12 protein-coding genes and 2 rRNA genes are annotated in these 25,507 nt (G+C 73.4%); 5 read left to right on the plus strand and 9 right to left on the minus strand.

Annotation, left to right across the window (positions count from 1 at the left end; all coding sequences use genetic code 11):
• Positions 1–20: 20 nt before the first annotated feature.
• Positions 21–1,358 (minus strand): PLP-dependent aminotransferase family protein, encoded by a 1,338-nt coding sequence (locus KPF22_RS22890; protein WP_224403239.1) that lies wholly within the window; start codon positions 1,356–1,358, stop codon positions 21–23.
• Positions 1,359–1,425: 67 nt separating this feature from the next.
• Here KPF22_RS22890 and KPF22_RS22895 point away from each other — a divergent pair, with 67 nt between their 5' ends.
• The 5 genes from KPF22_RS22895 (at position 1,426) to KPF22_RS22915 (ending at position 8,617) form a co-directional block, all read left to right on the plus strand.
• Positions 1,426–2,079, plus strand: a complete 654-nt coding sequence (locus KPF22_RS22895; RefSeq protein ID WP_224403240.1) for a pyridoxamine 5'-phosphate oxidase family protein — start codon at positions 1,426–1,428, stop codon at positions 2,077–2,079.
• 50 nt (positions 2,080–2,129) lie between these two features.
• Positions 2,130–3,161: a mechanosensitive ion channel family protein gene (locus tag KPF22_RS22900; protein ID WP_224403241.1), complete on the plus strand. Its 1,032-nt coding sequence runs from the start codon at positions 2,130–2,132 to the stop codon at positions 3,159–3,161.
• 23 nt (positions 3,162–3,184) lie between these two features.
• Positions 3,185–3,568 (plus strand): globin, encoded by a 384-nt coding sequence (locus KPF22_RS22905; RefSeq protein ID WP_224403242.1) that lies wholly within the window; start codon positions 3,185–3,187, stop codon positions 3,566–3,568.
• Between the two features lie 186 nt (positions 3,569–3,754).
• Positions 3,755–5,035 (plus strand): hypothetical protein, encoded by a 1,281-nt coding sequence (locus tag KPF22_RS22910; RefSeq protein WP_224403243.1) that lies wholly within the window; start codon positions 3,755–3,757, stop codon positions 5,033–5,035.
• 36 nt (positions 5,036–5,071) lie between these two features.
• Positions 5,072–8,617 (plus strand): hypothetical protein, encoded by a 3,546-nt coding sequence (locus KPF22_RS22915; RefSeq protein WP_224403244.1) that lies wholly within the window; start codon positions 5,072–5,074, stop codon positions 8,615–8,617.
• A 34-nt stretch (positions 8,618–8,651) separates the two neighbouring features.
• Here KPF22_RS22915 and KPF22_RS22920 read toward each other — a convergent pair whose 3' ends face one another.
• The 8 genes from KPF22_RS22920 to KPF22_RS22955 form a co-directional block, all read right to left on the minus strand.
• Positions 8,652–9,296: a hypothetical protein gene (locus tag KPF22_RS22920; RefSeq protein ID WP_062400898.1), complete on the minus strand. Its 645-nt coding sequence runs from the start codon at positions 9,294–9,296 to the stop codon at positions 8,652–8,654.
• The gene (locus KPF22_RS22925) at positions 9,293–9,718 is read right to left on the minus strand and encodes a thioesterase family protein (protein ID WP_224403245.1); all 426 of its coding nucleotides are present in this window, start codon (positions 9,716–9,718) and stop codon (positions 9,293–9,295) included. The genes KPF22_RS22920 and KPF22_RS22925 overlap by 4 nt, the downstream gene beginning before the upstream one ends.
• Positions 9,719–9,727: 9 nt before the next feature.
• A complete protein-coding gene (locus KPF22_RS22930) occupies positions 9,728–14,629 on the minus strand; it encodes an NAD-glutamate dehydrogenase (protein WP_255625089.1) in 4,902 nt (1,633 codons plus the stop codon).
• Positions 14,630–14,686: 57 nt separating this feature from the next.
• Positions 14,687–18,799: a hypothetical protein gene (locus KPF22_RS22935; protein ID WP_224403247.1), complete on the minus strand. Its 4,113-nt coding sequence runs from the start codon at positions 18,797–18,799 to the stop codon at positions 14,687–14,689.
• A gap of 105 nt (positions 18,800–18,904) precedes the next feature.
• Complete coding sequence (gene ettA / locus KPF22_RS22940; RefSeq protein WP_208826435.1) at positions 18,905–20,581, minus strand: energy-dependent translational throttle protein EttA; 1,677 nt, start codon at positions 20,579–20,581, stop codon at positions 18,905–18,907.
• A 24-nt stretch (positions 20,582–20,605) separates the two neighbouring features.
• Positions 20,606–21,148, minus strand: coding sequence for a single-stranded DNA-binding protein (locus tag KPF22_RS22945; protein ID WP_208826432.1), 543 nt, complete (start codon positions 21,146–21,148; stop codon positions 20,606–20,608).
• Between the two features lie 857 nt (positions 21,149–22,005).
• Positions 22,006–22,122, minus strand: a 5S ribosomal RNA gene (gene rrf, locus KPF22_RS22950).
• Positions 22,123–22,260: 138 nt separating this feature from the next.
• Positions 22,261–25,342 (minus strand): 23S ribosomal RNA (locus KPF22_RS22955).
• Positions 25,343–25,507: the final 165 nt, after the last annotated feature.

The raw sequence follows: 25,507 nt of genomic DNA on the forward strand, positions 1-25,507 counted from the left end.
GGCACTGCCGGGCGGGCCGCTCACCCCACCAGCGCCGCCAGCGCGGCGGTCAGCTCGGCCCGGGTCCCGGCGGCGTACCCGACGACCAGGCCGGACGTGCCGGGTCCGTCCCGGTGGTAGTCGGCCAGCCCGCGCACGGCGACCCCACGCCGGGCGGCCGCGGCGATCGCGGCCCGCTCCCCCTCGGGTGGACGCAGCACGAGGTGCGCCCCGGCCGGGTCCACCTGCGCGCTCCAGCCCGCCGTGCGGGCGGTGTCCAGGACCAGGGCCCGCCGCTCACGGAGCTCGCGGCGCAGCCGTCGCAGGTGCCGGGACAGGTCGCCGTGTGCGGCGAGTGCGGTGAGGACCAGCTGCCCCGCGGGCGACGGCCGGGTGCCGGTCCGGGCGCGCAGGTCCCGCCACGCGTCGACGACGGCGGGCGGCGCGACCGCCCAGCCGACCCCCAGCGTCGGGCTGAGGATCTTGCTCGCGGTGCCCAGGTGCACGACGTGGCCGGGCGCGAGGGCGGCGAGCAGGGGCAGCGGGGCGACGTCGTAGCGGAGCTCTCCGTCGTAGTCGTCCTCGACGACGAGGAGGTCCTCGGCGCGGGCACGCCCGACCAGGGCGACCCGGCGGGCGGCGGACAGGCGCACCGCGGTCGGGAACTGGTGCGCGGGCGTGGTGTAGACGGCCGCGCAGCCGGCAGGGACGGCGTCGACGACCAGGCCGTCCTCGTCCACGGGCACGCCGACGATCCGCAGCCCGGCGGCCCGCAGTGCGCTGACCGCCCGCGGGTACCCCGGCTCCTCGACGGCGACGGTGGCCCCCGCAGGCAGCAGCCGGGCCAGCTCGGCGACGGCGGCGGAGGTCCCGGCGGTGGCCAGCACGGTGTCCGCGGGCGGGGTGAGCCCGCGGTGACGCAGCAGGTGGCCGGTGACGGCGTCGTGGAACGCGGGAAGCCCGTCGGCGCGGGGCCGGTCGTCCGGGGGCGGATCGGCGGCGGCCCGCCAGGCGCGGCGCCACATCGCGGGGTCCAGCGCGGCGACGCACGGCCGCCCCGGGTCGAGCACCGACGGCTCGGCCTGCGGCCGGGGCCCGGTGGGTGCGGCCGGGCCCGCCGGGGCGGGTCCGGGGACGGCGGTCACGAACGTCCCCGCGCCGACCCGGCCGGCGACCCAGCCCTCGGCGAGCAGCTGGTCGTAGGCCGCGGCGGTGACGGTCCGGCTCACCCGCAGCGTCGTCGCGAGCCCCCGGGTCGACGGCAGCCGGTCGCCGGGGCGCAGTGCCCCGCCCGCGGCCGCGGCGCGGAGACCGTCGGCGAGCTGGACCGCCAGCGGCGTCGCCGCGGCGCGGTCGAGGACGATCGGGAGATCCTGCACAGTGGCCTTTCGTTCGCGACCGGAAGTGGACGTTCCAGGATGCCACTGTCGAGGCCATCCTCGGGGGGTGACGCTCTCCCCCACCACCCGCAGCACGCTGGGCCGCAAGCGCGACCGGGCCGCCGTCGACCGGTCCGACCTGCACGCGGTCCTCGACGACGGCCTCGTCGCCCACCTGGGCTTCGTCCGCGACGGCGCACCCGTCGTCCTCCCGACCGCCTACGGCCGCGACGGCGACACGCTCTACCTGCACGGCTCGTCCGGGGCCCGCTACCTGACCGGGGACACGCTGCCCTGCTGCGTGACCGTGACCCACCTCGACGGCATCGTGCACGCCCGCGCGCTCATGCACTTCTCGATGAACTACCGCAGCGCGGTCGTGCACGGCGACGCCCGCCGCGTCACCGGCGACGACGAGCGTCTGCACGCGCTGCGGGTGGTCGTCGAGCACCTCACCCCCGGCGCGTGGGACCACGCCCGCCGCCCGGACCGCCGGGAGCTGGCCGCCACCGCGGTGTTCGCGCTCGACCTGGCCGAGGCCAGCGTGAAGAGCCGCTCCGGGCCGCCGTCCGACGACGAGGCCGACGTCGCCGCCGGTCTCGCCTGGGCCGGTGTGGTGCCGCTGCGGACCGTCGCCGGGCCTCCGGAGACCGCTCCTGACCTGCGGGGACACCGGCCGGTTCCGGACCACGTGCGCGACCGTCGTCACACCGGAGGGTGACGTAGCCTCGGGGGTTCCGACGCAGCCCTCACCGCCCCCGAGGAGGACTCGTGACCCCCGTCGTGCTGCCCGACGTGCCCCTGCAGAACGTGACGCTGATGCCGGACTGCGTGCAGGACGCCGGTTCGTGGTGCGCCACGCTCTACCGCTGGACCAGCAACGACTTCCTGGCCCAGCACGCGGACACCCTGGTGAGCAGGACCGTGGCGATCACCGTGATCGTCGTGATCGCGGTGCTGTTCCGGTGGTTGGCGCACCGGGCGATCGCGCGGATGGTCGACGGCGCCACCAACGGCCGGTTCACCGCGCTGGTGGGCCGGGCCCGCCGGCTGCGTCCGGGTGGCGGCGCCGCCGTCGCGCCGGCGGCGGACCCGGGTACGCAGCGACGGGCGCAGCGGGCACGCACGATCGGCTCGGTGCTGCGCTCGATCGTCTCGGCGGTCGTGCTGCTCGTCGCGGTGATGATGGTGATGAACGAGCTCGGCTACCCGCTGGGCCCGTTGCTGGCCGGCGCCGGGGTGATCGGGCTCGCCATCGGTTTCGGTGCGCAGAACCTGGTGCGCGACTTCCTGTCCGGCATGTTCATGCTACTGGAGGACCAGTACGGCGTCGGCGACGTCGTCGACGTCGGGGAGGCCGTCGGCACCGTCGAGGCGGTCGGCCTGCGGATCACCACGATCCGCGACATCAAGGGCACCGTCTGGTACGTCCGCAACGGCGAGATCCTGCGCGTGGGCAACATGAGCCAGGGCTACGCGGTCGCGGTGGTCGACCTGCCGATCGCGCACCACGCCGACGTCGAGGAGGCCACCGAGCTGGCCGGGAGCACCGCCACCGAGCGCGCCTCCCAGGACGACATCGCCGGTGACGTGCTGGAGGCCCCCGAGGTGCTCGGCGTCGACAAGATCGGCCCGGAGGGCGTCACGCTGCGGATCACCGTGCGGGTCAGCCCCGGCCGGCAGTGGGCGGTGCAGCGCGCGCTCAACGGCGCGATCACCGACGCGTTCGACGACCACGGCATCCCGCGGCCGATGGTCTACCCCGGCGCGGCCTTCGACGGCCAGGCGCAGAAGCAGAACTGACGACTCCTGGGAGACTGGTCGGCGTGAGTGCACCGCAGAACTTCTACGCCGAGGTGGGTGGCGCCCCGGTCTTCCACCGGATCGTCCACCGGTTCTACGAGGAGGTCGCCCGGGACGAGGTGTTGCGGCCGCTGTACCCGGAGGAGGACCTCGGCCCGGCCGAGGACCGCCTGCGGCTGTTCCTGGAGCAGTACTGGGGCGGCCCGCGCACCTACTCCGACCAGCGCGGCCACCCCCGGCTCCGGATGCGGCACGTGCCGTTCACGATCGGCCCGATCGAGCGCGACGCCTGGCTGCGCTGCATGCGGATCGCCGTCGACGAGGAGAACCTCTCTCCGGAGCACCGCGAGCAGCTGTGGAACTACCTGCAGTACGCCGCAGCGAGCATGCAGAACTCGGAGTTCTGACCCGAGTAGGGGCGTTACCACACACTGTGATCGTCAGCCCGTCCGTCCGGCGGCCATTCGAGTGGCATTCGGTCGCTTTCCGGGTTGATCCAGTGCTGAACGTGACCGAACGCGTCCGGTCTCGTTGGACGGGACGCCGCCCCGGCACGTCGGGCGGCTCGTAGTCACCCGTCTTGGGGGTTCATCGTGAGCGTCTCTCCCTCGCTGTCCGGTCCGCATCGGCACGAGCCGGTCGACGGGTCGTCGCGGCACACGCACCGCGGCGGCGACTCCGGGGCCCACCCCGACCGCCACGACGGCGAGGACGGCTCCTGGTTCACCGTCGTGCTGCGCGGCTACGACCGCGGCGAGGTCGACACCCGGCTGGCCGAGCTCGACCACCGCATCCACGACGAGATCCGCCGCGCGGACGCCGCCGAGCAGTCGCTGTCCGCGGCCCGTGCGCAGGTCCGGCGGCTGCAGGAGCAGCTGGAGAACGACTCCGCCGCCCGGGCCGGTGAGGAGCGCCGCGCCGAGGAGGCCGGCTTCGGCCGCCGCGTCGAGCGCGTCCTCCAGGCCGCCGAGCAGGAGGCGGCCGAGCTGCGCGAGCGTGCGGCCGACGAGGCCGCGGAGATCGTGGAGCGCGCCCGCCGCGAGGCCGAGGACCGCCGCTCCCGCACCGAGGAGGCGCTGCTCGGCCGCGCCGCCACCCTGGACCGCGAGTTCGCCTCCCGCAGCAGCACCCTCGACGACCGCGAGCACGACGCCGACCGCCGCGAGCGCGACCTCGCCGAGCGGGAGCGCACCGTGTCCGACCGGCTGTCCGGCGTCCACACCGAGGCCGAGCGCATCCTCGCCGACGCCCGCTCCGACGCCGAGCAGACGCTGTCCACCGCGCGCGCCGAGGCCGCCGCGCTGCTGCGCGACGCCGAGCAGGGCGCCGGGGAGCGACGCTCGGCGGTCGTGCGCGACGTCGAGCGGCTCGCCGCGCTGCGCGACGACGTCCGGGACGAGCTGACCCGGGTGCAGCGCACCCTCGCCGAGGAGCTGGGCCGTGAGCCGGTCTCGGCCGCCCTCGACGACGCCCTGTTCGGCCCCGCGCCCGTCTCCCTGCCGCCCGCGACCCCGGCGCCGTCGTCGGACGAGGGGTCGATCGCCTCGGTGTCGGAGCTCGGCGGCAGGCCGTCGGCCGACGCCGCCGAGTCCCGCTCGGAGGCCGGTGGTCCCGCCGAGGACGAGGACGAGGACGTGCCCGCCACCGGTTCCCTGCTCCTCGGTCCCGGGCACCGCCCGGCCGAGGAGGACCCCGACAGCACCACCGTCGGCCGCATCCCGCCGATCTCGCTCACCTCGATCGGGGTCCTTCCGTTCGGTGACCTCGGAACGGGGCGTGACCAGCCCCGGACCAGGACGGACGTCGCAGGTGGGACGACCAGGACGGGCCGGGGGGCCACCCGGGGTCCGGGCCCGGGACGACGCTCGCGATAATCGAATCGTTATGTGCACCCGACCGCCGCAGAACGCATGACGTCGGCGCCCGGTCACCCGGGCCCCGACGACCGCTCCCCCCGGCGTGCCGACGGCCCGCCGGACCCCGAACCGAACCCCGACGGGCTCGGCGAGGCGATCCGGACCGGCCGCGTGCCGGTGGTCCCCGGCTCCCTGGTCGACCTGGTCATGCGGTCCGGCTCGGGCGAGGCCCCGGAGCCGGAGGCCACGTCCGAGGACGACGGCGCCCGGCGCGAGCCGACCCCGACCGGGTTCACCGAACTGGTGTCCCGCGAACGGGGGCCCGCCCCCGCCCCACGGCCCACCCCGGGACCGCGGCCCGCCGCCCCCGAACCGCCGTCGGATGCGGGTGACTACGCCGATCTCGGCGACCTCGGCGACGACCCGCTGGGCGTCGGGCCGCTGCCCGACGAGCCCGGCGACGACGGTCTCGACCCCCTGCACACCCCGGCGGACCGCTTCGCGCCGCCGCCGTCGTTCGCGCCGGGCACACCGGGTGGGACGACACCTCCCGCGACCGGCGGCACCCCGGCCGCGCCGACGCCCGGCCCGGCCGACGCCACCTCCGCGGCACCGCGGCCGGACTCGGCGGACGGCGGCCCGGCGTCACCCCGGCCCGGCCCGACGGACGCCGTTCCGGCGGCTCCCCGGTCCGGCTCGTCGGACGTCGCCCCGTCGGCCCCCGGGCCGGACGCAGCGGGCGCCCTCCCGCCGGCGCCCGGGCCGGACCCCGCGCAGACGGGGCGTCCCGGCCCCGGGCCCGGTGCGGGCCGGCCCGACCCCGCCGCCACTCCGGCGGAGGGCGGTCGTCGCACCGATGCCGGTCCCGGGCCGGACGGTGTCCCGGTGACCGCACCCGCACCGACCGTCGTCCCGCCGATCGCGCCCACCCCGCGGCCGCTCGGCGACGGCACCCGCTCCACCGCCGGCTCCACACCGGACCAGGACGCCACCCCGTCGCCCTCGGCCGGGGACACCACGGAGTCCGGCGGCACCGGCTCCGGCGACGGGGACCGCGACACCGCGGGACAGCACACCACCAAGCGGTGGCCGCCCCGCCCGGCGCGCAGCGGCGCCGACGGCCCGGAGACCGACATCCTGCCGCCCGGCGCGCTGATCGGGCACTACCCGAGCGCGGACTCCTCCGACGACCGGACCGGGCAGCCGCCCGCGCGGCCCTCGACCCCGCCGTCCGGGAACCGTCCGACGATGCCCGGTCGCAGGCCTTCCGCGCCGGCGGGCCCGGAGCAGCGTCCGGTGCGCCGTCCGGCGATGGGTGGGGCACCGTCCGGTCCGGCGATGGCCGGGCTGTCGGGCAACGACCTGTTCGCCACCGCCGGCGGTGATCCGGGCAGCGGCTTCGGCCGGCTCCCGGGCCGCGCCGACGACCCGTGGCGTTCCCGCGCCGACACCGCGGCCTCCGCGCCCGGCACCGACGGGCCCTCCCCCGACGACGTCCACCGTGACGACACCACCGGTGAGGATCCCGCCCGGGACGACTCCTCGCGGGACGGCGAGGCCCCCCGGGACACCGTCCGGGGCCCGGACGGCGGTCCGGGTTCCTCCGTCGGCGGGCCGTCCGCGTGGGACCGGGAGGCCCCGGCGTGGGACACCGGCCGCCCGCCCACGGACGACGCCGCACCGTCCCGCGACGGCGCGTTCCCGACGCCGGGGTCGTACGGCGACACGCCGTCGCGCTCCGGGTCGGCCGCGGCCCCGGGCCACCGAGCCGCTGCGTTCTCCGGACCGGCGCGGACCGGGGCGTTCCCCGTCCCCGGCGCGGGCCCGGACGAGCGGCGCGGCGGACCGGGCACCGGGGCGTACCCCACCGACCGGCCCGGCGGACCGGGCACCGGCGCGTTCCCGACCGACCGCTCCGGCGGTCCGGGCACGGGGGCGTACCCCGTCGACCGCCCCGGTGGGCAGGGCTTCGGTTCGTCTCCGACCGACCGGACCGGCGCCCCGGGGGCCGGTGGCCGCCCGGACGGGCCCGGTACCGGCGCCCACCCGTCGAACGGGGCCCCCGGTGCCCGTTCCTGGGCCCCCGCCCCGGACCGCCCGGGCCCCGGAGGACCGGACGGACGGCCCGCACCGCGACCGGACGCACCGTCCGAGAACGAGACCACCGTGGTCCTGCGGCCCGTCGGCACCGACGGCGAGCCGCCCACGCTGCAGGGCCTCACCCCGGTCACCGGACACCCGGACGCCCCGGCGACGGACGACACGGGCGGCCCGTCGGACCCGGACCGGTCGGACGCCTCGACGACCAGCCGCAACGCCGCCGCCGCGGCCTCGGTCGGGGCCGTCTCGGTGGCCGCCGCCCGCGCCGCGTCCGGCCGGGACGGCACGGTCAGCGACACCGGTCCGGGCACCGCGGTCCAGCCCGCGGCCGCGGAGGCCGCCGCCCACGCCGCGGCGACCGGTGAGAAGCCGCCGGTCACCCCGCGCCGCGAGGCGATCATGTCGGCGAAGCCGCGCAACGGCCGTCGCAGCCCGTCCGCGGCCGGGCTCGCGATCGCGCTGGCGATCGTGCTGCTCGGCGCGCTGACGCTGTGGGCGATGCTGTCGCCCAGCCAGTCCGACCCGGGCGCGAACGCGACCCGGCCCGCCGTCTCCGCCGGTCCGGGCACGGGGCCGCGTCCGGACGCGGTCGCGGCCGGGGCGAGCCTGGCGCAGCCGACGGTGCGGGCGACCGTGCCCGTCGGCGGCGCGCCGGTCGCCGTCGCGGCCACCCCGGACGGCTCGACGGCCCTCGTCGCGGTCCGTGACGCGAACCGGCTCGCGGTCGTCGACACCGCGTCCGACGCCGTCACCGGGGAGATCGAGCTCCCGGCGGCCCCGCAGGGGGTGGTGACCTCCCCGGACGGCACCCGCGCCTACGTCAGCACCGCCGGTCAGGGCGGCGGGCAGATCGCCGTCGTCGACGTGCCGGGGCGGACCGTCGTCTCGACCGCTGCCGTCGGCGGCGACCCGGCCGCGGCCGCGGTGTCCCCCGACGGCCGGTTCCTCTACGTGCCGTCCCGCGCGGACGCCACCGTGCAGGAGCTCGACCCGAACGCGGGCACCGTCACCCGGACCGTGCCGGTGTCCCGCGACCCCTACGCGAGCGCCACGAACGACGCGGGCGACCGCGTCTACCTCGCCACCCGCGGCGCCGACCAGCTCACCGTCCTCGACCCGGACAGCCTCACCGTGCTCGGCAGCTTCCCGGTGCGTGGCGGCGCGGAGTCCCTGGCCGTCAGCCCCGCGTCGGTCCCGCGGGCCGTGGCCGCGGTCGGCGGCCCGGAGTCCGGCACCGTGACCGTCCTGGACCCCGCCGACGGCCGCGAGATCGCGACCGTGCAGGTCGACGGCGGCGCCACCGGCATGGCCTTCGCCCCCGACGGCCGCCACCTCTACGTCGCGACCCGGCAGGCCCTCGTCACCGTCGACACCGGGTCCTGGCAGGTCACCGGGACCACCGACGTCGCCCCGAACCCGACCGCCGTCGCGGTCGCCCCCGACGGTCGCACCGGCTGGGTCACCGGCGACGGCGCGGTCAGCGTGCTGAACCTGACCTGAGCCCGGGCCGGCCCCTCGCTGTGGTCCCGGCCCGTCAGCGCGCGACCGACAACGGCAGCGACACCACGCGCCGCTTCACCACCGCCCCGTACCGGGCGTCGAGCCGCATCCACGACCCCGACGCGGACACCCGTACCCGCGGCCCGTCGGTCTCCTGCGGCGCCGAGCCGAGGAAACCCATCCCGGACATCGCGAACAGCACCCGCATCGGCACGGTCACCGGGCGGCCCGCGTCCGGCGGGGACACCGTCAGCACCGTCTGGTCCAGCAACGACGCCGGCGGCCCCATCGGACCTGCGTGCTCCCGGGCCAGTGCCAGCCCCCGGTCGGCGAGCTCGTCGAGCTCCGCGGCGGGGACGTCGTCGACCCGGGACCAGCCGTCGTCGGGCGGGAGCTCGTCGAGCCACGGCGCGGGCGGGCCGGGGTCGACCGCGGCGGAGCGGTCGACCGCCAGCGCCGTCAGCAGCGTCGACGCCTGCGCGGTGACCGGCAGTGCCGGGTCGAGCTCCCCGGCCACCGACCGGGTCACGAGGACGTCGAACGGGGTGCGGGCCCACGCCGTGATCCGGCCGGCACCCGCGGCGAGCCGGATCGCGGCGGTCTGGTCGAGCCGGGCGACGCGCGCGGTGAACGCACCGAGGTCGTCGCGCTCGGTCGCGTCCGCCAGTCGCAGGGTCACGACACGTCTCCCCGGTGGCGCTCGAGGAAGTTCCGCTCGTCGACGGTGAGCCGGCGGACCCGGCCCGCCTCGAGGTCGTAGAGGGCCATCCGGGTCCAGGCGGTGACCGCGACCGGGTCGTCCGCGCCGGGTCCGTCGTGCAGGGCGTAGTCGAGGACGAACGACGCGGCCCGCAGCTCCCGTACGGTGATCGCGCACCGCAGCGGCTCGGGCCGCCACGGCAGCTGCCGCTTGTACTCCACGTGCAGCCCGGCGACGAGCAGACCGGAGGAGAATCCGGCGAGCCCCTCCCGCCCGGCGGCGGTGAAGGCCAGCGCGACGCGGGCCTCCTCGACGAGCGTGACGATCCGGGCGTGGTTGACGTGGCGGTAGGCGTCCTGGTCGGTCCAGCGCAGCGGGACCTCGGCGACGAAGGCGGTCACGGGGAGCTCCTACCGGGCCAGTCCGCGCAGCTGACGCGAGATCACCGACAGCGTCGCGAGGTCCAGCGACGCCGACGCCCCGATCTCCTCCAGCGCGCTGCGGGCGCGCGCGAGCTTCGAGGAGTTCGCCTGCTCCCAGGCGGCGATCGCGTCGTCGACACCCGTGCCGGGCGGGGTCTCGCGCAGCGCGTCGAGGGTGATCGAGCGCAGCGACCCGTAGAGGTCGTCACGCAGCGCGAGCCGCGCCAGCGCGTGCCAGCGGTCCCCGCGGTCGAGCCGGGACACCGCGGTCAGCGCCTGGTCGACGCCGAGGTGCTCGGACAGCGCGTAGTACAGGCGGGCCACCTCGGCGCCGGGCCGTGGCTCGGCCTCCCGGTCGGACAGCTCCACCAGCTCGACGACGTCGAGCAGCCCGTAGGCGTAGAGCGACAGCGCGGCCGACTCCACCATCTCCTCGGGCACCCCGCAGGCGCGCAGCTCCGCGGCACGTTCCTGAACCGCGTCGAGCTCGCGGCCCTGCAGCAGCTCGGGCAGCCGCGCCCGCAGCTCCGCGATGGGGCCGGCGAACCGGTTGACCTCCGCGCCGACGGCGAGCGGCTGCGGCCGGTTGGTCAGGAACCAGCGCGACACCCGGTCGAGCAGCCGCCGCGACTCCAGCACCACCGCGTCGGCGATCGGGACTCCGACCTCGGCCCGGCGGACGGCCTCCCACAGCGCGGGCAGCCCGAACACGCGGGTGGTGACGGTGTAGGCGCGCACCACGTCGTCGGGGCCCGCGGAGATCTCCTCACCCAGCCGGAACGCGTAGCTGATCCCGGCGCCGTCGACCATGTCGTTGACCAGCGACGTACCGATGATCTCGCGGCGCAGCGGGTGGTTGCGCACGGCGTGGTCGAAGCGCTCCCGCAGCGGGTGCGGGAAGTAGCCGGGCAGAGTCGGCGCGAACGCCGGCAGGTCGGGCAGGTCGGTCTGCAGCAGCCGGTGGGTCAGGTCGAGCTTGGTGTGGGCGAGCAGCGTCGCCAGCTCGGGGCCGGTGAGACCGAGACTGTCGGCGGCCAGGCGCGCGAACCCCGCCTCGTCGGGCAGGACCTCCAGCGTGCGGTCGAGCCCGGTGCGCCCGGCGAGGTCGGTGACCATCCGGGCGTGCACACCGACCATGTCCGGGGCGTGGGCGCGGGCGACCCCGAGCACCTCGTTCTGCGCGACGTTGTCGGCGAGCACGAGGGCCGAGACCTCGTCGGTCATCGACGCGAGCAGCTCGTTGCGGGCGTCGCGGTCCAGGGAGCCGTCCGCGACCGGGCGGTCCAGCAGGATCTTGATGTTGACCTCGTGGTCGGAGCAGTCGACACCCGCGGAGTTGTCGATGGCGTCGGTGTTGACCCGGCCGCCGGCACCGTCCGGGCCGCCGTGGCGGGCGAACTCGATCCGTCCGCGCTGGGTGAGCCCGAGGTTGCCGCCCTCGCCGACGACGCGCACCCGCAGGGCGCGGCCGTCGACCCGGATGGCGTCGTTGGCCTTATCCCCCACCTCGACGTCGGTCTCGCCGGACGCCTTGACGTAGGTGCCGATGCCGCCGTTCCACAGCAGGTCGGCGGGGGCGAGCAGGATCGCGTGGATCAGCTCCGGCGGGGACAGCGCGGTGACCGTGTCGGCCAGCCCGAGCGCGGCCCGGATCTCCGGCCCGACCGGCACCTTCTTCGCGGTCCGCGGCCAGACCCCGCCACCCGCGCTGATCAGGGAGGTGTCGTAGTCGGCCCACGAGCTGCGCGGCAGCTCGAAGAGCCTGCGACGCTCGGCGTAGGAGGTCGCGGCGTCCGGGGTCGGGTCGACGAACACGTGCCGGTGGTCGAACGCCGCGACGAGCCGGATGTGCTCCGACAGCAGCATCCCGTTGCCGAACACGTCACCGGACATGTCGCCGACGCCGACGACGGTGAACTCCTCGCGCTGGGTGTCGACACCCAGCTCGCGGAAGTGCCGCTTGACCGACTCCCACGCGCCGCGGGCGGTGATGCCCATGGCCTTGTGGTCGTAGCCGACCGAGCCGCCGGAGGCGAACGCGTCGCCCAGCCAGAAGCCGTAGGACTCGGCGACGGAGTTGGCCAGGTCGGAGAACGTGGCGGTGCCCTTGTCCGCGGCGACGACGAGGTAGGAGTCGTCGCCGTCGTGACGCACCACGTCGGTGGGCGGCAGCGTCTCGGTGGTGCCGTCGGCGTGGGTCAGCAGGTTGTCGGTGATGTCGAGCAGCCCGGAGATGAAGGTCCGGTAGCAGTCGCGGACGTGCTCGGGCGCCGGTCCGGGCCTGCGCACGACGAACCCGCCCTTCGCCCCGACCGGGACGATGACGGCGTTCTTCACCGCCTGGGCCTTGACCAGGCCGAGCACCTCGGTGCGGTAGTCCTGCTGGCGGTCGGAGAAGCGCAGACCGCCGCGGGCGACCGGGCCGAACCGCAGGTGCACGCCCTCCACCGCGGGCGAGTACACGAAGATCTCGAACCGCGGGCGGGGCAGCGGCATGTCCGGCACGGCGGCCGGGTCCAGCTTGAAGGAGAAGAACGGGCGGCCCCGGAACCAGTTGGTCCGCAGCGTCGCCTCGATGACGGCCAGCAGGCCCCGCAGGATGCGGTCGGCGTCGAGACCGGAGACCTGGTCGATCAGGGTGGTGACGTTCTCCAGGGCCCGCTGGTGGGCGGCCTCGCGCTCGTCGGCGTCGGCCGTGGCCGGGTCGAACCGGGCGCGGAACAGGGTGATCAGACCCTGCGCGACCTGCGGATGGGCGACCAGGACGCCGGCCGTGTACTGCAGGGTGAACAGCCCGCCGAGCTGGCGGGTGTAGCGGCTGTAGGCCCGCAGGACAGCGGCCTCGCGCCAGTGCAGACCGGCGCGCAGGACGAGCGCGGAGAACCGGTCGGACTCGGCGTCGCCCCGCCAGGCAGCGGCGAACGCCTCCTCGAACCGTCGCCCGGCGTCCTCGACGGTGACCGTCGGGACCGCGGGGGCTCCAGCGGGCTGCGGGGGCCGGAGCCCGAAGTCGTAGAGCCAGCAGCGACGGCCGTCGGGGCGGCGGAACTCGTAGGGCCGCTCGTCGACGACCTCGACGTCGAGCTGCTGCAGCAGCGGCAGCACACCGGTGAGGGTGACCGGGTCGTCGCCGACGTAGAGCGCGAACCGGATGTCGCCCTCGATGCTGCGGTACAGCCGCAGGTCGAACGCGTCCTCGCCCTTCTCCCCCAGCGTCATCAGCCGCCGCAGGTCCTCGACGGCGCGCAGCGGGGTCACCGTCGCCTTGTAGGACTCGGGGACCCCGGCCAGCATCGGGCGGGCGGCGGGCCCGGCGTCGCCGAGCGCGGCGACGAGCAGGTCGTCCCACGTGCGGGTCGCCTCGGCGACGTGGTCCTGCAGCTCGGCCAGGTCCACCGTCACCGGCTCGGCGCCGGGATCGGTGGTGATCGTCAGGTGCAGCAGCGCCAGCTCGACGTCGCCGACCTGCGCGGTGTAGCTGACGTCGGTGCCGCCGAGCCGGGTGCGCAGGATGTCGGTGATCTTCAGCCGGGTCGCGGTCGTGTAGCGGTCGCGCGGCAGGTAGACCAGGCAGGACAGGAAGCGGCGGTACGGGTCGGGGTGCACGAACAGCCGCACCGCGCGGCGGGCGCCCGCCTCCAGCACCCCGACGGCGGTGTCGTGCAGCCGATCCTGCGACGAGGTGAACAGCTCCGCGCGCGGCAGCTGGGAGAACACCTCGAGCATCTGCTGCCCGGAGTAGGAGTCGGCCGGGAAGCCCGCGCGCCGGATGGCGCCACGGATGCGGCGGGCGACGACCGGGATGTCCAGGACCGACTCGTGCCGGGCCGGGACGGTCAGCATCCCGAGGAAGCGGTGCTCGCCGGTGACGGTCCCGTCGGCGTCGCGCGTGCGGACCCCCACGTAGTACGGGTGCACCGCACGCAGCACCCGGCTGCGCTCGCTGGCCCGGGTGAACAGGAGCAGGCCCGCGGGGTCGGCGGCGCCGGTCTCCTCGGGGAGGAAGACGTTCGCGCCGGCGTCGCCGGGACGCAGGACGCCGAGACCGGTGTCGGTGTCGGGCCGCAGGCGCCCGTCCGGGTCTCCCCCGTCGTCGGTGCGCCGGGAGTAGTGGCGGTAGCCGACGAACACGAAGTGGTCGTCGACGAGCCAGCGCAGCAGGTCCGCGACCTCGGCCGGGTGCACGTCGTCCTCGTCGGTGTCGGCGGCCGTGGCGGCACCGGTTCCGGAGAGGTCGTCGGCGAGGGCGCGGGCGCGCAGGGTCATCGCGGCGGTGTCGTCGACGACCTGCCGGACCGCGGCGAGCGTGTGCTCCAGCTCGGCGTGCAGCGCGTCGGGGTCGAGGTCCCCGGAGGACACGACGTCGACGTGCATCCACGACTCGACCGAGGCGCCCTCGGTCGGGTCGGTCGGGTCGGCGGCGGTGTCGACGCCGGTCAGCGTGCCGTCGGCGGCGCGGTGCACGACCAGGATCGGGTGCACGACGCGCCGCGCGGTGCCGCCGGCCCGGCCGATCCCGGCGAGCGCCGACTCGACGATGTAGGGCATGTCGTCGGTGACGATGTCGACCGTCACCGCGTCTCCCCCGGCGGCGGTCACCCGGACGGCGGCCCGGCCGGATGCGCGGTGCGCACCGAGCGCGAGATGGGTGTCGACGACGGTCGCCGGCCCGGGCAGTTCCGCGCCGCCGGTCGTGTCGGTCTCGGGGGTGTGCCGGGCGTAGAGACGGACGAGGTCCGCGGCGGCACCGCTCCCGGGGCGGGGATCACCGCCCGGCCCGTCGGTGCTCGTGGTGTTCCCGGTCTGCCCCGTCGTCCCGCTGCTCACGATCCACTCCGGCCCCGTGCGTGTGCTGACGGCCGTCACCCTATCCCGGGGTACCGACGCCATCGGCGGACCGGGACGGCCGCGTCCGCGACGACCGGGCGAGCGGTTCCCGGCGGCCGGTCAGATCTCACGGTAGGCCGCGAGGGCCCCGGCGAGGAGATCGGCGAGGCCCATGTCCTCGGGGATGCCGGCGGGGTCGGACGGGGCCGGGGTGGCCGGTGTGCCGTCGGCCGGTGACGAGGTCGTCCCCGGGGCGTCGGCAGCGCGGTCCTGCCGTCCGGGCGTCACGGGTGACGCGCCGTCCCGCGTCGCGGCCGGGGCGTCGTCACGCGGGGGGCCGGTCGGCGCCTCGTCCCTCGTGGCCGGGCCGTCCTCGGGTGTCGCGGTGTCCGACGGCACCGGTCCGTCCGCGGGGGCCGCCCGGCGGGAGCGAGCCCGTCGGGTCGCGGTGCCGGCGTCCGGCGCCCGCCCGCCTGCGTCCGGTCGGTTCCCGCCGGGTCGTAGGCCCGTCGTCGGTGTGGGTACGGCGCCGGTCGACGGTTCGTCGTCGCCGCCCGCGGCGGCGTCACCGATCACGGCGGCGTCACCGACCACGGCAGCGTCACCGGTCACGGCAGCGTCACCGCCCGCAGCGGCGTCACCGCTCACGGCAGCGTCACCGCCCGCGGCAGCGTCACCGGTCGCCGGGGCGACGACGGCCGCCGCACCCCGCACCACGGTCGGTCCGGTCGCGGTACGCACCGTCCAGGTCCCCACGCCCACGCCGCTGCCGTCGGGATCGCCGGACGCACGGTGGCCGCCTGCGGACGTGGTCCCGCCCCCGTCGAACAGACCGGCGGCCCCGCCGTCTCCGTCATCGGCCGGTGGGGTGGCGTCCCGCCCACGACGACGCGGCAGCGCTGACTCCCCCGCTCCGTCGTCGACCCCGGACCACCGCACCGGCAGCCCGGAACGTTCCCGGGCCGGGCCGTCGAAGCGGGAGGCGGCGCCATCCGGCCCGGGGAGGTCGAGGTGGGCCCGGACCGCCTCGGCGAGGCGCCGGTCCGGTTCCGGGGGCAGCGCGAACCGGGTGTCCAGCGGGTCCGGCACCGGCGGGGGGTCCGCCGGGGCGGAACCGCCCCACACCCGCGACCGCTCGTCCCTCGCCGGCCCGGCAGGGTCGCTGCCCACCTCGTCGCGGGCCTCGTCGCGGGCGTAGGGGTGTGGCGCGGCGGGGTGTCCGGGGTCACGATCGCGGGCACCGGAGTCGTGGGCGGCCCGGTGCCGGACGGTCCGGTCGCGGGCCGCCGGGTCCCGGAGGGCCCCGTCGGAGCGCCGCCGCCCACCGCTCCCGGGCCGGACGGTGAGACCGACGGCGCTCAACGACGCCGTCCCGTCGCCGGCGGCCCGTCGCCGCCCACCTCGGGCCGCTCGTTCGCCGGACAGGTCCAGCGGCGTCGCCAGCGCCGGCCCCGCGACCGGCTCCGGGGCGGCCGCCGGCTCGCCGGCACCCGATCCCGCGTCCCCGGTCTGCGCGGCGCCGGGGTGCCCGCCGACCCGGGCCGAGGGGGCCTCGGGGAGGGGCGCCGGCGTGTCCGGACCGGTCAGCTCGGTGATGATCTCGTCGCCCTCGACACCGTGCGGTCCGACGGCCTGCATCCGCAGGGACGTCCCCGCCGGCAGCCCGCCCCGGCGCACGCGGCCGCCGAGGTGCGTCGCGAGCGACCGTGCCCAGAGCAGGACGGTGACGTGGTCGACGTCGGGCAGGGTGACCCGCACCGTGTCGTCGTCGCGACGTGTGGTTCCGGACGGCGGAACCAGCCGGCGGGCCCGGGTGACCACGTCGTGCAGGGCCCCGACCGCCGCCGTACCGGTGACGGTCTCGAGGTCGCCGTCGACGAGGTCGAGGACGATCGACCGCTCCGCCGTACCGGGTGGCCCCGTCGGGGCCGCAGGGGCCGTCGGTGCCGCGGCCGGGCCGCTGTCCCCGGCACGGGCCGCGGCGCGCGCGCTCGCCCGATCGGACCTCGGGTCGGCCTCGGCGGGGTTCGGCTCGCCCGCAGCACGCCCGGCGACCACGGTCGGCTCGCCCGCAGCACGCCCGGCGACCACGGTCGGCTCGTCCGCAGCACGCCCGGCGACCACGGTCGGCTCGTCCGCAGCACGCTCGGCGACGGCGGGCGGCTCAGTCGCTGCCCGCTCGGCGGCGACGGCCGGCTCCGGCGTGGGATCCCCGTTCCGGTCACCGTCGACGGGACCTGGCCCGGCTGCCGGGCCGGCCCCGTGGCCGTCGGCGGGCCGGTGGGCCGCGTCGTGCCGAGCTCCGTTCCGCGGGACGGCGTCGGCCGGGCCGTGGGCCCCGTTGCGGTGCATGGCCGCGGGCTGCTCGGGGGCCCGCCACTCGGCAAGGAGGGCGTCGGCGAGCGGCGAACCGCCTGCCGCGTCGGGGGTCCACGACGGGCCGGTCCACGAGGAGTCCCGCGGTGCCGTCGGTGCCGGGCCGTCCGCGAGGAGCCCGGAGACGCCCAACGGGTCGGCGGGGTCGATGCCCGCGGGTCGTCGACCTCCGGCATCCGTCGTGTCGTCCGACGCCCGGTCGGCCGCCCCTGCGGCGTCCGCACTGTCCGGCGTACCGGCGGTGTCCGTCGTACCGGTCGCCGACGACGCATCCGCCTCGAGAGCGGCCTCGCCGGGACGGTGACCGTTCCGGTTCGCCCCGGCGGATCCGCCCACGGTCCGGTCGTCCGGCGACGGGTCGGCGGTTCCGGCGCCGTTCCTGGTACCGGGGTCCTGGAGCAGGCTCTCGGACGGCGCCCAGCGCACCGGGAAGCGTCCGGGCACGGGGAGGTCGTTCGCCGGACGGTCGTTCGGGGCCCCGGCTCCCGTGGCGCCGTCGTCCCCGGGCCCGGCCGGACGGTCGTCTCCGGCCCCGGCTCCGTCCCAGCGACCGTTCCTGCTCCCCGCGCCGGAGGACGACTCCCCGCTGCCGGAGCGGGACGCACCGAACCTTGGTTGAGGCGTACTGGGACCCGCGCCGTCCCGGTCACCGGCACCGGGTCCGCCCGTCGGAGCACCGGCGACGGTGCCTCCGGCCGCGGCCGGTACGGCCGGCGATCCGCCCGTGCGCGGGAACGGGGTGGGTCGCTCGGTGGTGCTGGTGCGGACGGCGGCGAGCGGCAGCAACGCGGCCACCGCGGCGCGGAAGCGCGTCCCGCGGTCACGGTCGAGCTGGTCGGCCTCCATCGCGGCGCGCATCGTCTCGAGGGCCTCGCGGTACCGGCCCGAGCCCTCGTGCAGCTCGGACTGGGCGGTTCGGCAGGCCGCGACCAGCGCGGGGACACCCGCCTGTTCGGCGCCGTCGGCGGCCTCGACCAGCGCGCGGGCTGCGTGGTCCGCACGTCCCGCCTGCACCCGGGCCAGTGTGAGCCGCAGCAGCACACCCTGCCGACCGGCGTCCTCGGCATCGCGCTGCACGGCGGCCGCGGCGACCGCGTCGGGCGGGACGTGCCCGGAGTCGAGCAGCGCAGTGATCCACTGGCTGAGCAGTGCCGCGGCGAGGTGGGTCGACAGCGGGCGGGACCCGGGTCGTTCCGGTGTCCATCCGAGCTGGGCCAGGCCGCGCAACGCGCGGTCCACGGCGGCATCGTGTTCGCGCCGGGCCCGGTGCACCGACCCGACGACGAGGTCCGCGTACGCCGCCGGTTCGCCACCGAAGCCGGAGCCGCAGGCGTCGACGTCGCTGCGCAGCCGCTCGAGCTCGGCGGCGGAGGCGCCGGCGAGTGCGCAGCGCACCTCGACCGCGAGTCGGTCGAGGCGCAACAGCCCCGGGTCCTCGCCCGGGGCGTCGTCCGGCAGGCCGACGACGAGTGCCCGAGCCGCCTCGAGCTCTCCGTCGGCCTGGGCGACCCCGGCCAGCTCCACCCGCAGACGGGCGCCCTCGGGGCGGGTGAGGACCTCGGTACCGGGCGTGCGGAGGGGCACGGGGACCGTGCTGTCACCCGGGGTGGCATGACCGGTCACCCCGGCGACGACGGCAGTGGCGACGTCGCGGGCGTCCCCACCGGCGGCGTGGCCGTCGAGCAGCCAGCCCGCGGCCTGCAGCCAGCGCAGATCGTCACCGTCTGCGACAGCTCGCGCGCACGCCTGCTCCGCCAGTTCCGCGGTGAGCAGGGGCCGCTGCCAGCGCAGGGCCGCCGCCGTGCGCAGTTCGGCCGTCGTCGCGCCGGCGGCCCGACCCTGCAGGTCGAACGTCACATCGCCTCCCGTGAGTGACACCACCGTCCGGACCTCCCGAGGGAGCCGGTCACCCGTCGCCGGGGACCGGCCCGACCGGATGGGGAGGTCCGGACCGGGCGGTGATCAGTCGCGGGTGAGCTTACGGTGGGTGACCCGGTGCGGTCGCGCCGCCTCCGCGCCGAGCCGCTCCACCTTGTTCTTCTCGTAGGCCTCGAAGTTGCCCTCGAACCAGAACCACTCGGCCGGGTTCTCGTCCGTGCCCTCCCACGCCAGGATGTGCGTGCAGGTCCGGTCGAGGAACCAGCGGTCGTGGGAGATGACCACGGCGCAGCCGGGGAACTGCTCGAGCGCGTTCTCCAGCGAACCGAGGGTCTCGACGTCCAGGTCGTTCGTCGGCTCGTCGAGCAGGATCAGGTTGCCACCCTGCTTGAGCGTGAGCGCGAGGTTGAGGCGGTTGCGCTCGCCACCGGACAGCACCCCGGCCGGCTTCTGCTGGTCCGGGCCCTTGAAGCCGAACGCCGCGACGTAGGCGCGCGACGGCATCTCGGTGTTGCCGACCTGGATGTAGTCGAGCCCGTCGGAGACCACCTCGAAGACGGTCTTCTTCGGGTCGATCCCGCCGCGGTTCTGGTCGACGTAGGACAGCTTGACCGTGTCGCCGATCTTGACCTCGCCGGAGTCCGGGTGCTCCAGACCGACGATCGTCTTGAACAGCGTCGTCTTACCGACACCGTTCGGACCGATCACGCCGACGATGCCGTTGCGCGGCAGCGTGAAGGAGAGATCCTTGATCAGCTGGCGACCGTCGAAACCCTTGTCGAGGTGGGAGACCTCGACGACCTGGCTGCCCAGGCGCGGGCCCGGCGGGATCTGGATCTCCTCGAAGTCGAGCTTCTTGTGCCGCTCGGCCTCGGTCGCCATCTCCTCGTAGCGGTCGAGCCGCGAGCGGCTCTTCGCCTGGCGGGCCTTGGGGTTGGAGCGGACCCAGGCCAGCTCCTCCTTCAGGCGCTTCTGGAGCTTCGCGTCCTTCTTGCCCTGGACGGCGAGGCGCTCGCCCTTCTTCTCCAGGTAGGTGGAGTAGTTGCCCTCGTAGGGGAAGGTGCGTCCGCGGTCGAGCTCGAGGATCCAGCCCGCGACGTTGTCCAGGAAGTACCGGTCGTGCGTGACCGCGAGGACGGCGCCCGGGTAGTTCGCGAGGAACTGCTCGAGCCACAGGACGCTCTCGGCGTCGAGGTGGTTGGTGGGCTCGTCGAGCAGGAGGAGGTCGGGCTGGGACAGCAGCAGCTTGCACAGCGCGACGCGCCGGCGCTCACCACCGGACAGGTGCGTGACCTCGGCGTCCCCGGGCGGGCAACGCAGTGCGTCCATCGCCTGCTCGAGCTGGGAGTCGATCTCCCACGCGTCGGCGTGGTCGAGCTCCTCCTGGAGCTGGCCCATCTCCTCCATCAGCTCGTCGGTGTAGTTGGTCGCCATCTCCTCGGCGATCGCGTTGTACCGATCGAGCTTGACCTTCACGTCGCCGAGACCCTCCTCGACGTTCCCGAGGACGGTCTTCTCCTCGTTGAGCGGGGGCTCCTGCTGCAGGATGCCGACCGTCGCCCCGGGCTTGAGGAAGGCGTCGCCGTTGTTCGCGTTCTCCAGCCCTGCCATGATCTTGAGGACGGTCGACTTCCCGGCGCCGTTGGGGCCCACGACGCCGATCTTCGCCCCCGGCAGGAAGCTGATCGACGCGTTCTCCAGGATGACCTTGTCGCCGTGCGCCTTACGCACGTTCCGCATCGTGTAAATCAGATCCGCCACGATGCGATGGTAGATCGGGCCCGCTCAGCCGCTCGAGGCCGGTGCGGTCGCCAGCCTCGCGAGCTCGTCGAGCTCCGCGCTCTCGGCCTCGTCCGAGGCGTCGTCGTACCCGTCGTGGTCCGGCTCCTCCACGGGCGGGGCGCCCCACCGCGTCGCGGCGTCGTCGGTGTCCCGGGCCTGCGGCACCGACGGGCCCTGTGACACCGACGGACGAGGCGCGACGGCCGCCGGGGAGAAGCGGATGTCGAGTCCGACGCTGGACGGCTCGATCCGGATGCTCTGCCGCACGTCGCCCTCCCGGCCCGTCCACTCCTCGACGTACATCCGGCCGATGACGATGACGCGGTGTCCCTTCTCGAACGTCCGCACCGCGTGCTCGGCCAGGGTCCGCCAGCACGTCACCGTGTAGTAGGTGCACGCGACGTCGTGCCACTGCTCGGTCATCGGGTCCTTGCGACGGTGGTTGACCGCGACCGTCAGGTCCGTGACCGGGATGCTGTTGGCGGTGTAGCGCAGGACGGGGGTGCGGGTCAGGTTGCCGACGATGGTGGCGGTGTTGTCGCTCATCGGATCCTCCGGGGCTCTGGGGTGCGTTGTCCCCATGAGCTTCACCCGCCGACGCCCCGTCGACGCGGTCGCTTCAGAGCCTGTGGACAACCGTGCCCGTTGGGGATGACCGGCCGTTCCGACCCGGTCCGGCGACGACGACTGTCGGTCGGGTGTGCTTCTCCCACCCCGACGTGTCCGTCCCCGTGGCCGGCGTCCCGGGGCGGTGACACCGCGGCCCTACGGCCCGCGTCGTCACCTCACCTGTCCTCTGCCGGCCGGAGACGGACCCCGCTGCTTGATCGGAGCGGTCCCCATCGCCCGCCCGACGCCTCCTGCTCCCTCACGCACCGGACGCGGGCTCTCGATCGCACGGCATCGAGCGCCCGGCGATCAGCGGGACGCCCCGACACGGTCCGCCGTAGGCCGCATGCCGTGGATGTCACGGACGCCGGTGGGGGTCCCGTGCGGCCGCCACGAGCCGGGCGCCGCACCCGATGAACGTGCCCGGCAGCGCCCGACGGGCCCCGCGACGCACACAACACTGTCCGGGCACCGTGACGACCGAGCCGTTCGGCACGCCGCACCGGGGACCCCACGTCGCTCATGTTTCTGTGACCTCGCAGGCCCTGCAGAGGGTGCGAGGTCACAGGAAGGCGTGCGAGGTGCGGCCGACCGGCAGGACGGAACCGGATGCAACTCCACCGGGGAAGCGGCACGGCCCCGACCAGCGACCCCCAGGGACCCGCACCAGCGCTCGGGGACGGACACACCGACACCCGACCCGGGCCGGGTATCACGCATCGGACCGAGAAACGGCCCGGAAACGAGAAATGCCCCGGACTCGGAAGTCCGGGGCATATCCCATGAAAGTTGAATGTCGGCGGCGACCTACTCTCCCACACCCTGGCGAGTGCAGTACCATCGGCGCTGGAAGGCTTAGCTACCGGGTTCGGAATGGGACCGGGCGTTTCCCTACCGCAATGACCACCGACAACACTATCCAACTATCACCCCCGCCCCGAACCCGGGACGAGGGTCGAGCACACACCGACCCACAAACCCCCCGGATCACCGGGGACAGTGTGGATGGTTGTGGACTCAGGGTCACACAGTGGATGCGAACAACTCGTTGTGGCAAGCCCTCGGCCTATTAGTACCGGTCAACTCCACCCCTCACAGGGCTTCCATCTCCGGCCTATCAACCCAGTCATCTACTGGGAGCCTTACCCACTCGAAGGTGGTGGGAGACCTCATCTTGGAACAGGCTTCCCGCTTAGATGCCTTCAGCGGTTATCCCTCCCGAACATAGCCAACCAGCCGTGCCCCTGGCGGGACAACTGGCACACCAGAGGTTCGTCCGTCCCGGTCCTCTCGTACTAGGGACAGCCTTCCTCAAGTCTCCAACGCGCGCGGCGGATAGGGACCGAACTGTCTCACGACGTTCTAAACCCAGCTCGCGTACCGCTTTAATGGGCGAACAGCCCAACCCTTGGGACCTACTCCAGCCCCAGGATGCGACGAGCCGACATCGAGGTGCCAAACCATGCCGTCGATATGGACTCTTGGGCAAGATCAGCCTGTTATCCCCGGGGTACCTTTTATCCGTTGAGCGACACCCCTTCCACAAGGTGGTGCCGGATCACTAGTCCCGACTTTCGTCCCTGCTCGACCCGTCAGTCTCACAGTCAAGCTCCCTTGTGCACTTACACTCAACACCTGATTGCCAACCAGGCTGAGGGAACCTTTGGGCGCCTCCGTTACTCTTTGGGAGGCAACCGCCCCAGTTAAACTACCCACCAGGCACTGTCCCTGAACCAGATCATGGCCCGAGGTTAAGACACCCAATTCGACCAGAGTGGTATTTCAACAACGACTCCACCACCACTGGCGTGGCGATTTCACAGTCTCCCACCTATCCTACACAAGCCGAACCGAGCACCAATACCAAGCTATAGTAAAGGTCCCGGGGTCTTTCCGTCCTGCCGCGCGTAACGAGCATCTTTACTCGTAGTGCAATTTCGCCGAGTCTGTGGTCGAGACAGCGCCCAAGTCGTTACGCCATTCGTGCAGGTCGGAACTTACCCGACAAGGAATTTCGCTACCTTAGGATGGTTATAGTTACCACCGCCGTTTACTGGCGCTTAAATTCTCCGCTTCGCCCCGAAGAGCTAACAGGTCCTCTTAACGTTCCAGCACCGGGCAGGCGTCAGTCCGTATACATCGTCTTGCGACTTCGCACGGACCTGTGTTTTTAGTAAACAGTCGCTTGGGCCTGGTCTCTGCGACCGGCCGTCCCTAGCCCGCAAGGAGCCTCAAGACAACCGGCCCTCCTTCTCCCGAAGTTACGGAGGTATTTTGCCGAATTCCTTAACCACAGTTCGCTCGATCGCCTCGGTATTCTCTACCTGACCACCTGTGTCGGTTTGGGGTACGGGCCGCAACAGCACTCGCTAGAGGCTTTTCTCGACAGCATGGGATCACCCTCTTCGCCTCAATCGGCTACGCATCACCTCTCACCCTTCACGAGCCCCGGATTTACCTAGGACTCGGGCTACAGGCTTACACCACGACAACCACCGCGTGGCGGAGCTACCCTCCTGCGTCACCCCATCACTTGCCTACTACCAGATCGGATCCCACGCTCCCCCACAAACAACACTCCCGAAGGAGCGAAGGTGGGTTCGGATGGTTAGCATCACCAGCCTCGGCATGGACGCACTATCACGAGCACGGGAATATCAACCCGTTGTCCATCGACTACGCCTGACGGCCTCGCCTTAGGTCCCGGCTCACCCTGGGCGGAACAACCTGGCCCAGGAACCCTTGGTCATCCGGCGGCAGAGATTCTCACTCTGCATTCGCTACTCATGCCTGCATTCTCACTCCCACACCCTCCACCCGTAAATCACTCCCGGGCTTCACCAGATGCAGGACGCTCCCCTACCCAACAACACACAAGTGTCATTGCCACGGCTTCGGCGGTGCGCTTGAGCCCCGCTACATTGTCGGCGCAGGACCACTTGACCAGTGAGCTATTACGCACTCTTTCAAGGGTGGCTGCTTCTAAGCCAACCTCCTGGTTGTCCGGGCGATCCCACATCCTTTCCCACTTAGCGCACGCTTAGGGGCCTTAGCCGGTGATCTGGGCTGTTTCCCTCTCGACCACGAAGCTTATCCCCCGCAGTCTCACTGCCGCGCTCTCACTCACCGGCATTCGGAGTTTGGCTGACTTCGGTAAGCTTGTCGGCCCCCTAGGCCATCCAGTGCTCTACCTCCGGTGAGAAACACACGACGCTGCACCTAAATGCATTTCGGGGAGAACCAGCTATCACGAAGTTTGATTGGCCTTTCACCCCTACCCACAGCTCATCCCCCAGGTTTTCAACCCTGGTGGGTTCGGGCCTCCACGACGTCTTACCGACGCTTCACCCTGGCCATGGGTAGATCACTCCGCTTCGGGTCTACACCCCGCGACTCACACGCCCTATTCGGACTCGCTTTCGCTACGGCTACCCCACACAGGTTAACCTCGCCACGAAGCATAACTCGCAGGCTCATTCTTCAAAAGGCACGCCATCACCCCGAAAGGCTCTGACGGCTTGTAAGCACACGGTTTCAGGTACTATTTCACTCCCCTCCCGGGGTACTTTTCACCTTTCCCTCACGGTACTTGTCCGCTATCGGTCACCAGGTAGTATTTAGGCTTGACGGGTGGTCCCGCCAGATTCACAGCGAATTTCACGGGCTCGCTGCTACTCGAGAACACGCCCACAACAGAACCCAATGTTTTCGCGTACGGGGCTATCACCCACTACGGCCGACCATCCCAGAGTCGTTCCGCTAACACAGATTCCTGCTGTCCCACCCTCGGCAGAAGATGAACGACACGTCTCACAACCCCGCACCCGCAACGCCTGCCGGCTTGACACGGACACGGTTTAGCCTCTTCCGCTTTCGCTCGCCACTACTCACGGAATCACTATTGTTTTCTCTTCCTGTGGGTACTGAGATGTTTCACTTCCCCACGTTCCCTCCACGCACCCTATGAATTCAGGTACGGGTAACGCCCCATGACGGGCGCTGGGTTTCCCCATTCGGACACCCTCGGATCACAGCTCGGTTGACAGCTCCCCGAGGCCTATCGCGGCCTCCCACGTCCTTCATCGGCTCCTGATGCCCAGGCATCCACCATGTGCTCTTAACAACTTGACCACAACAAGATGCTCGCATCCACTATGCAACACTCAACCCACAACCACACCCAACCAAGAAACAACCACCACCCACACACGCAGGCGTTAGGAAGCCCTCGACCAGAGCGGCCAAAGAAAACAACCCACAGGATGTCTTCTCAGGACCCAACAGTGTGCCAAGCCA

The sequence above is a fragment of the Pseudonocardia sp. ICBG1034 genome (assembly GCF_020131375.1).
GTDB classification, from domain to species: domain Bacteria; phylum Actinomycetota; class Actinomycetes; order Mycobacteriales; family Pseudonocardiaceae; genus Pseudonocardia; species Pseudonocardia alni.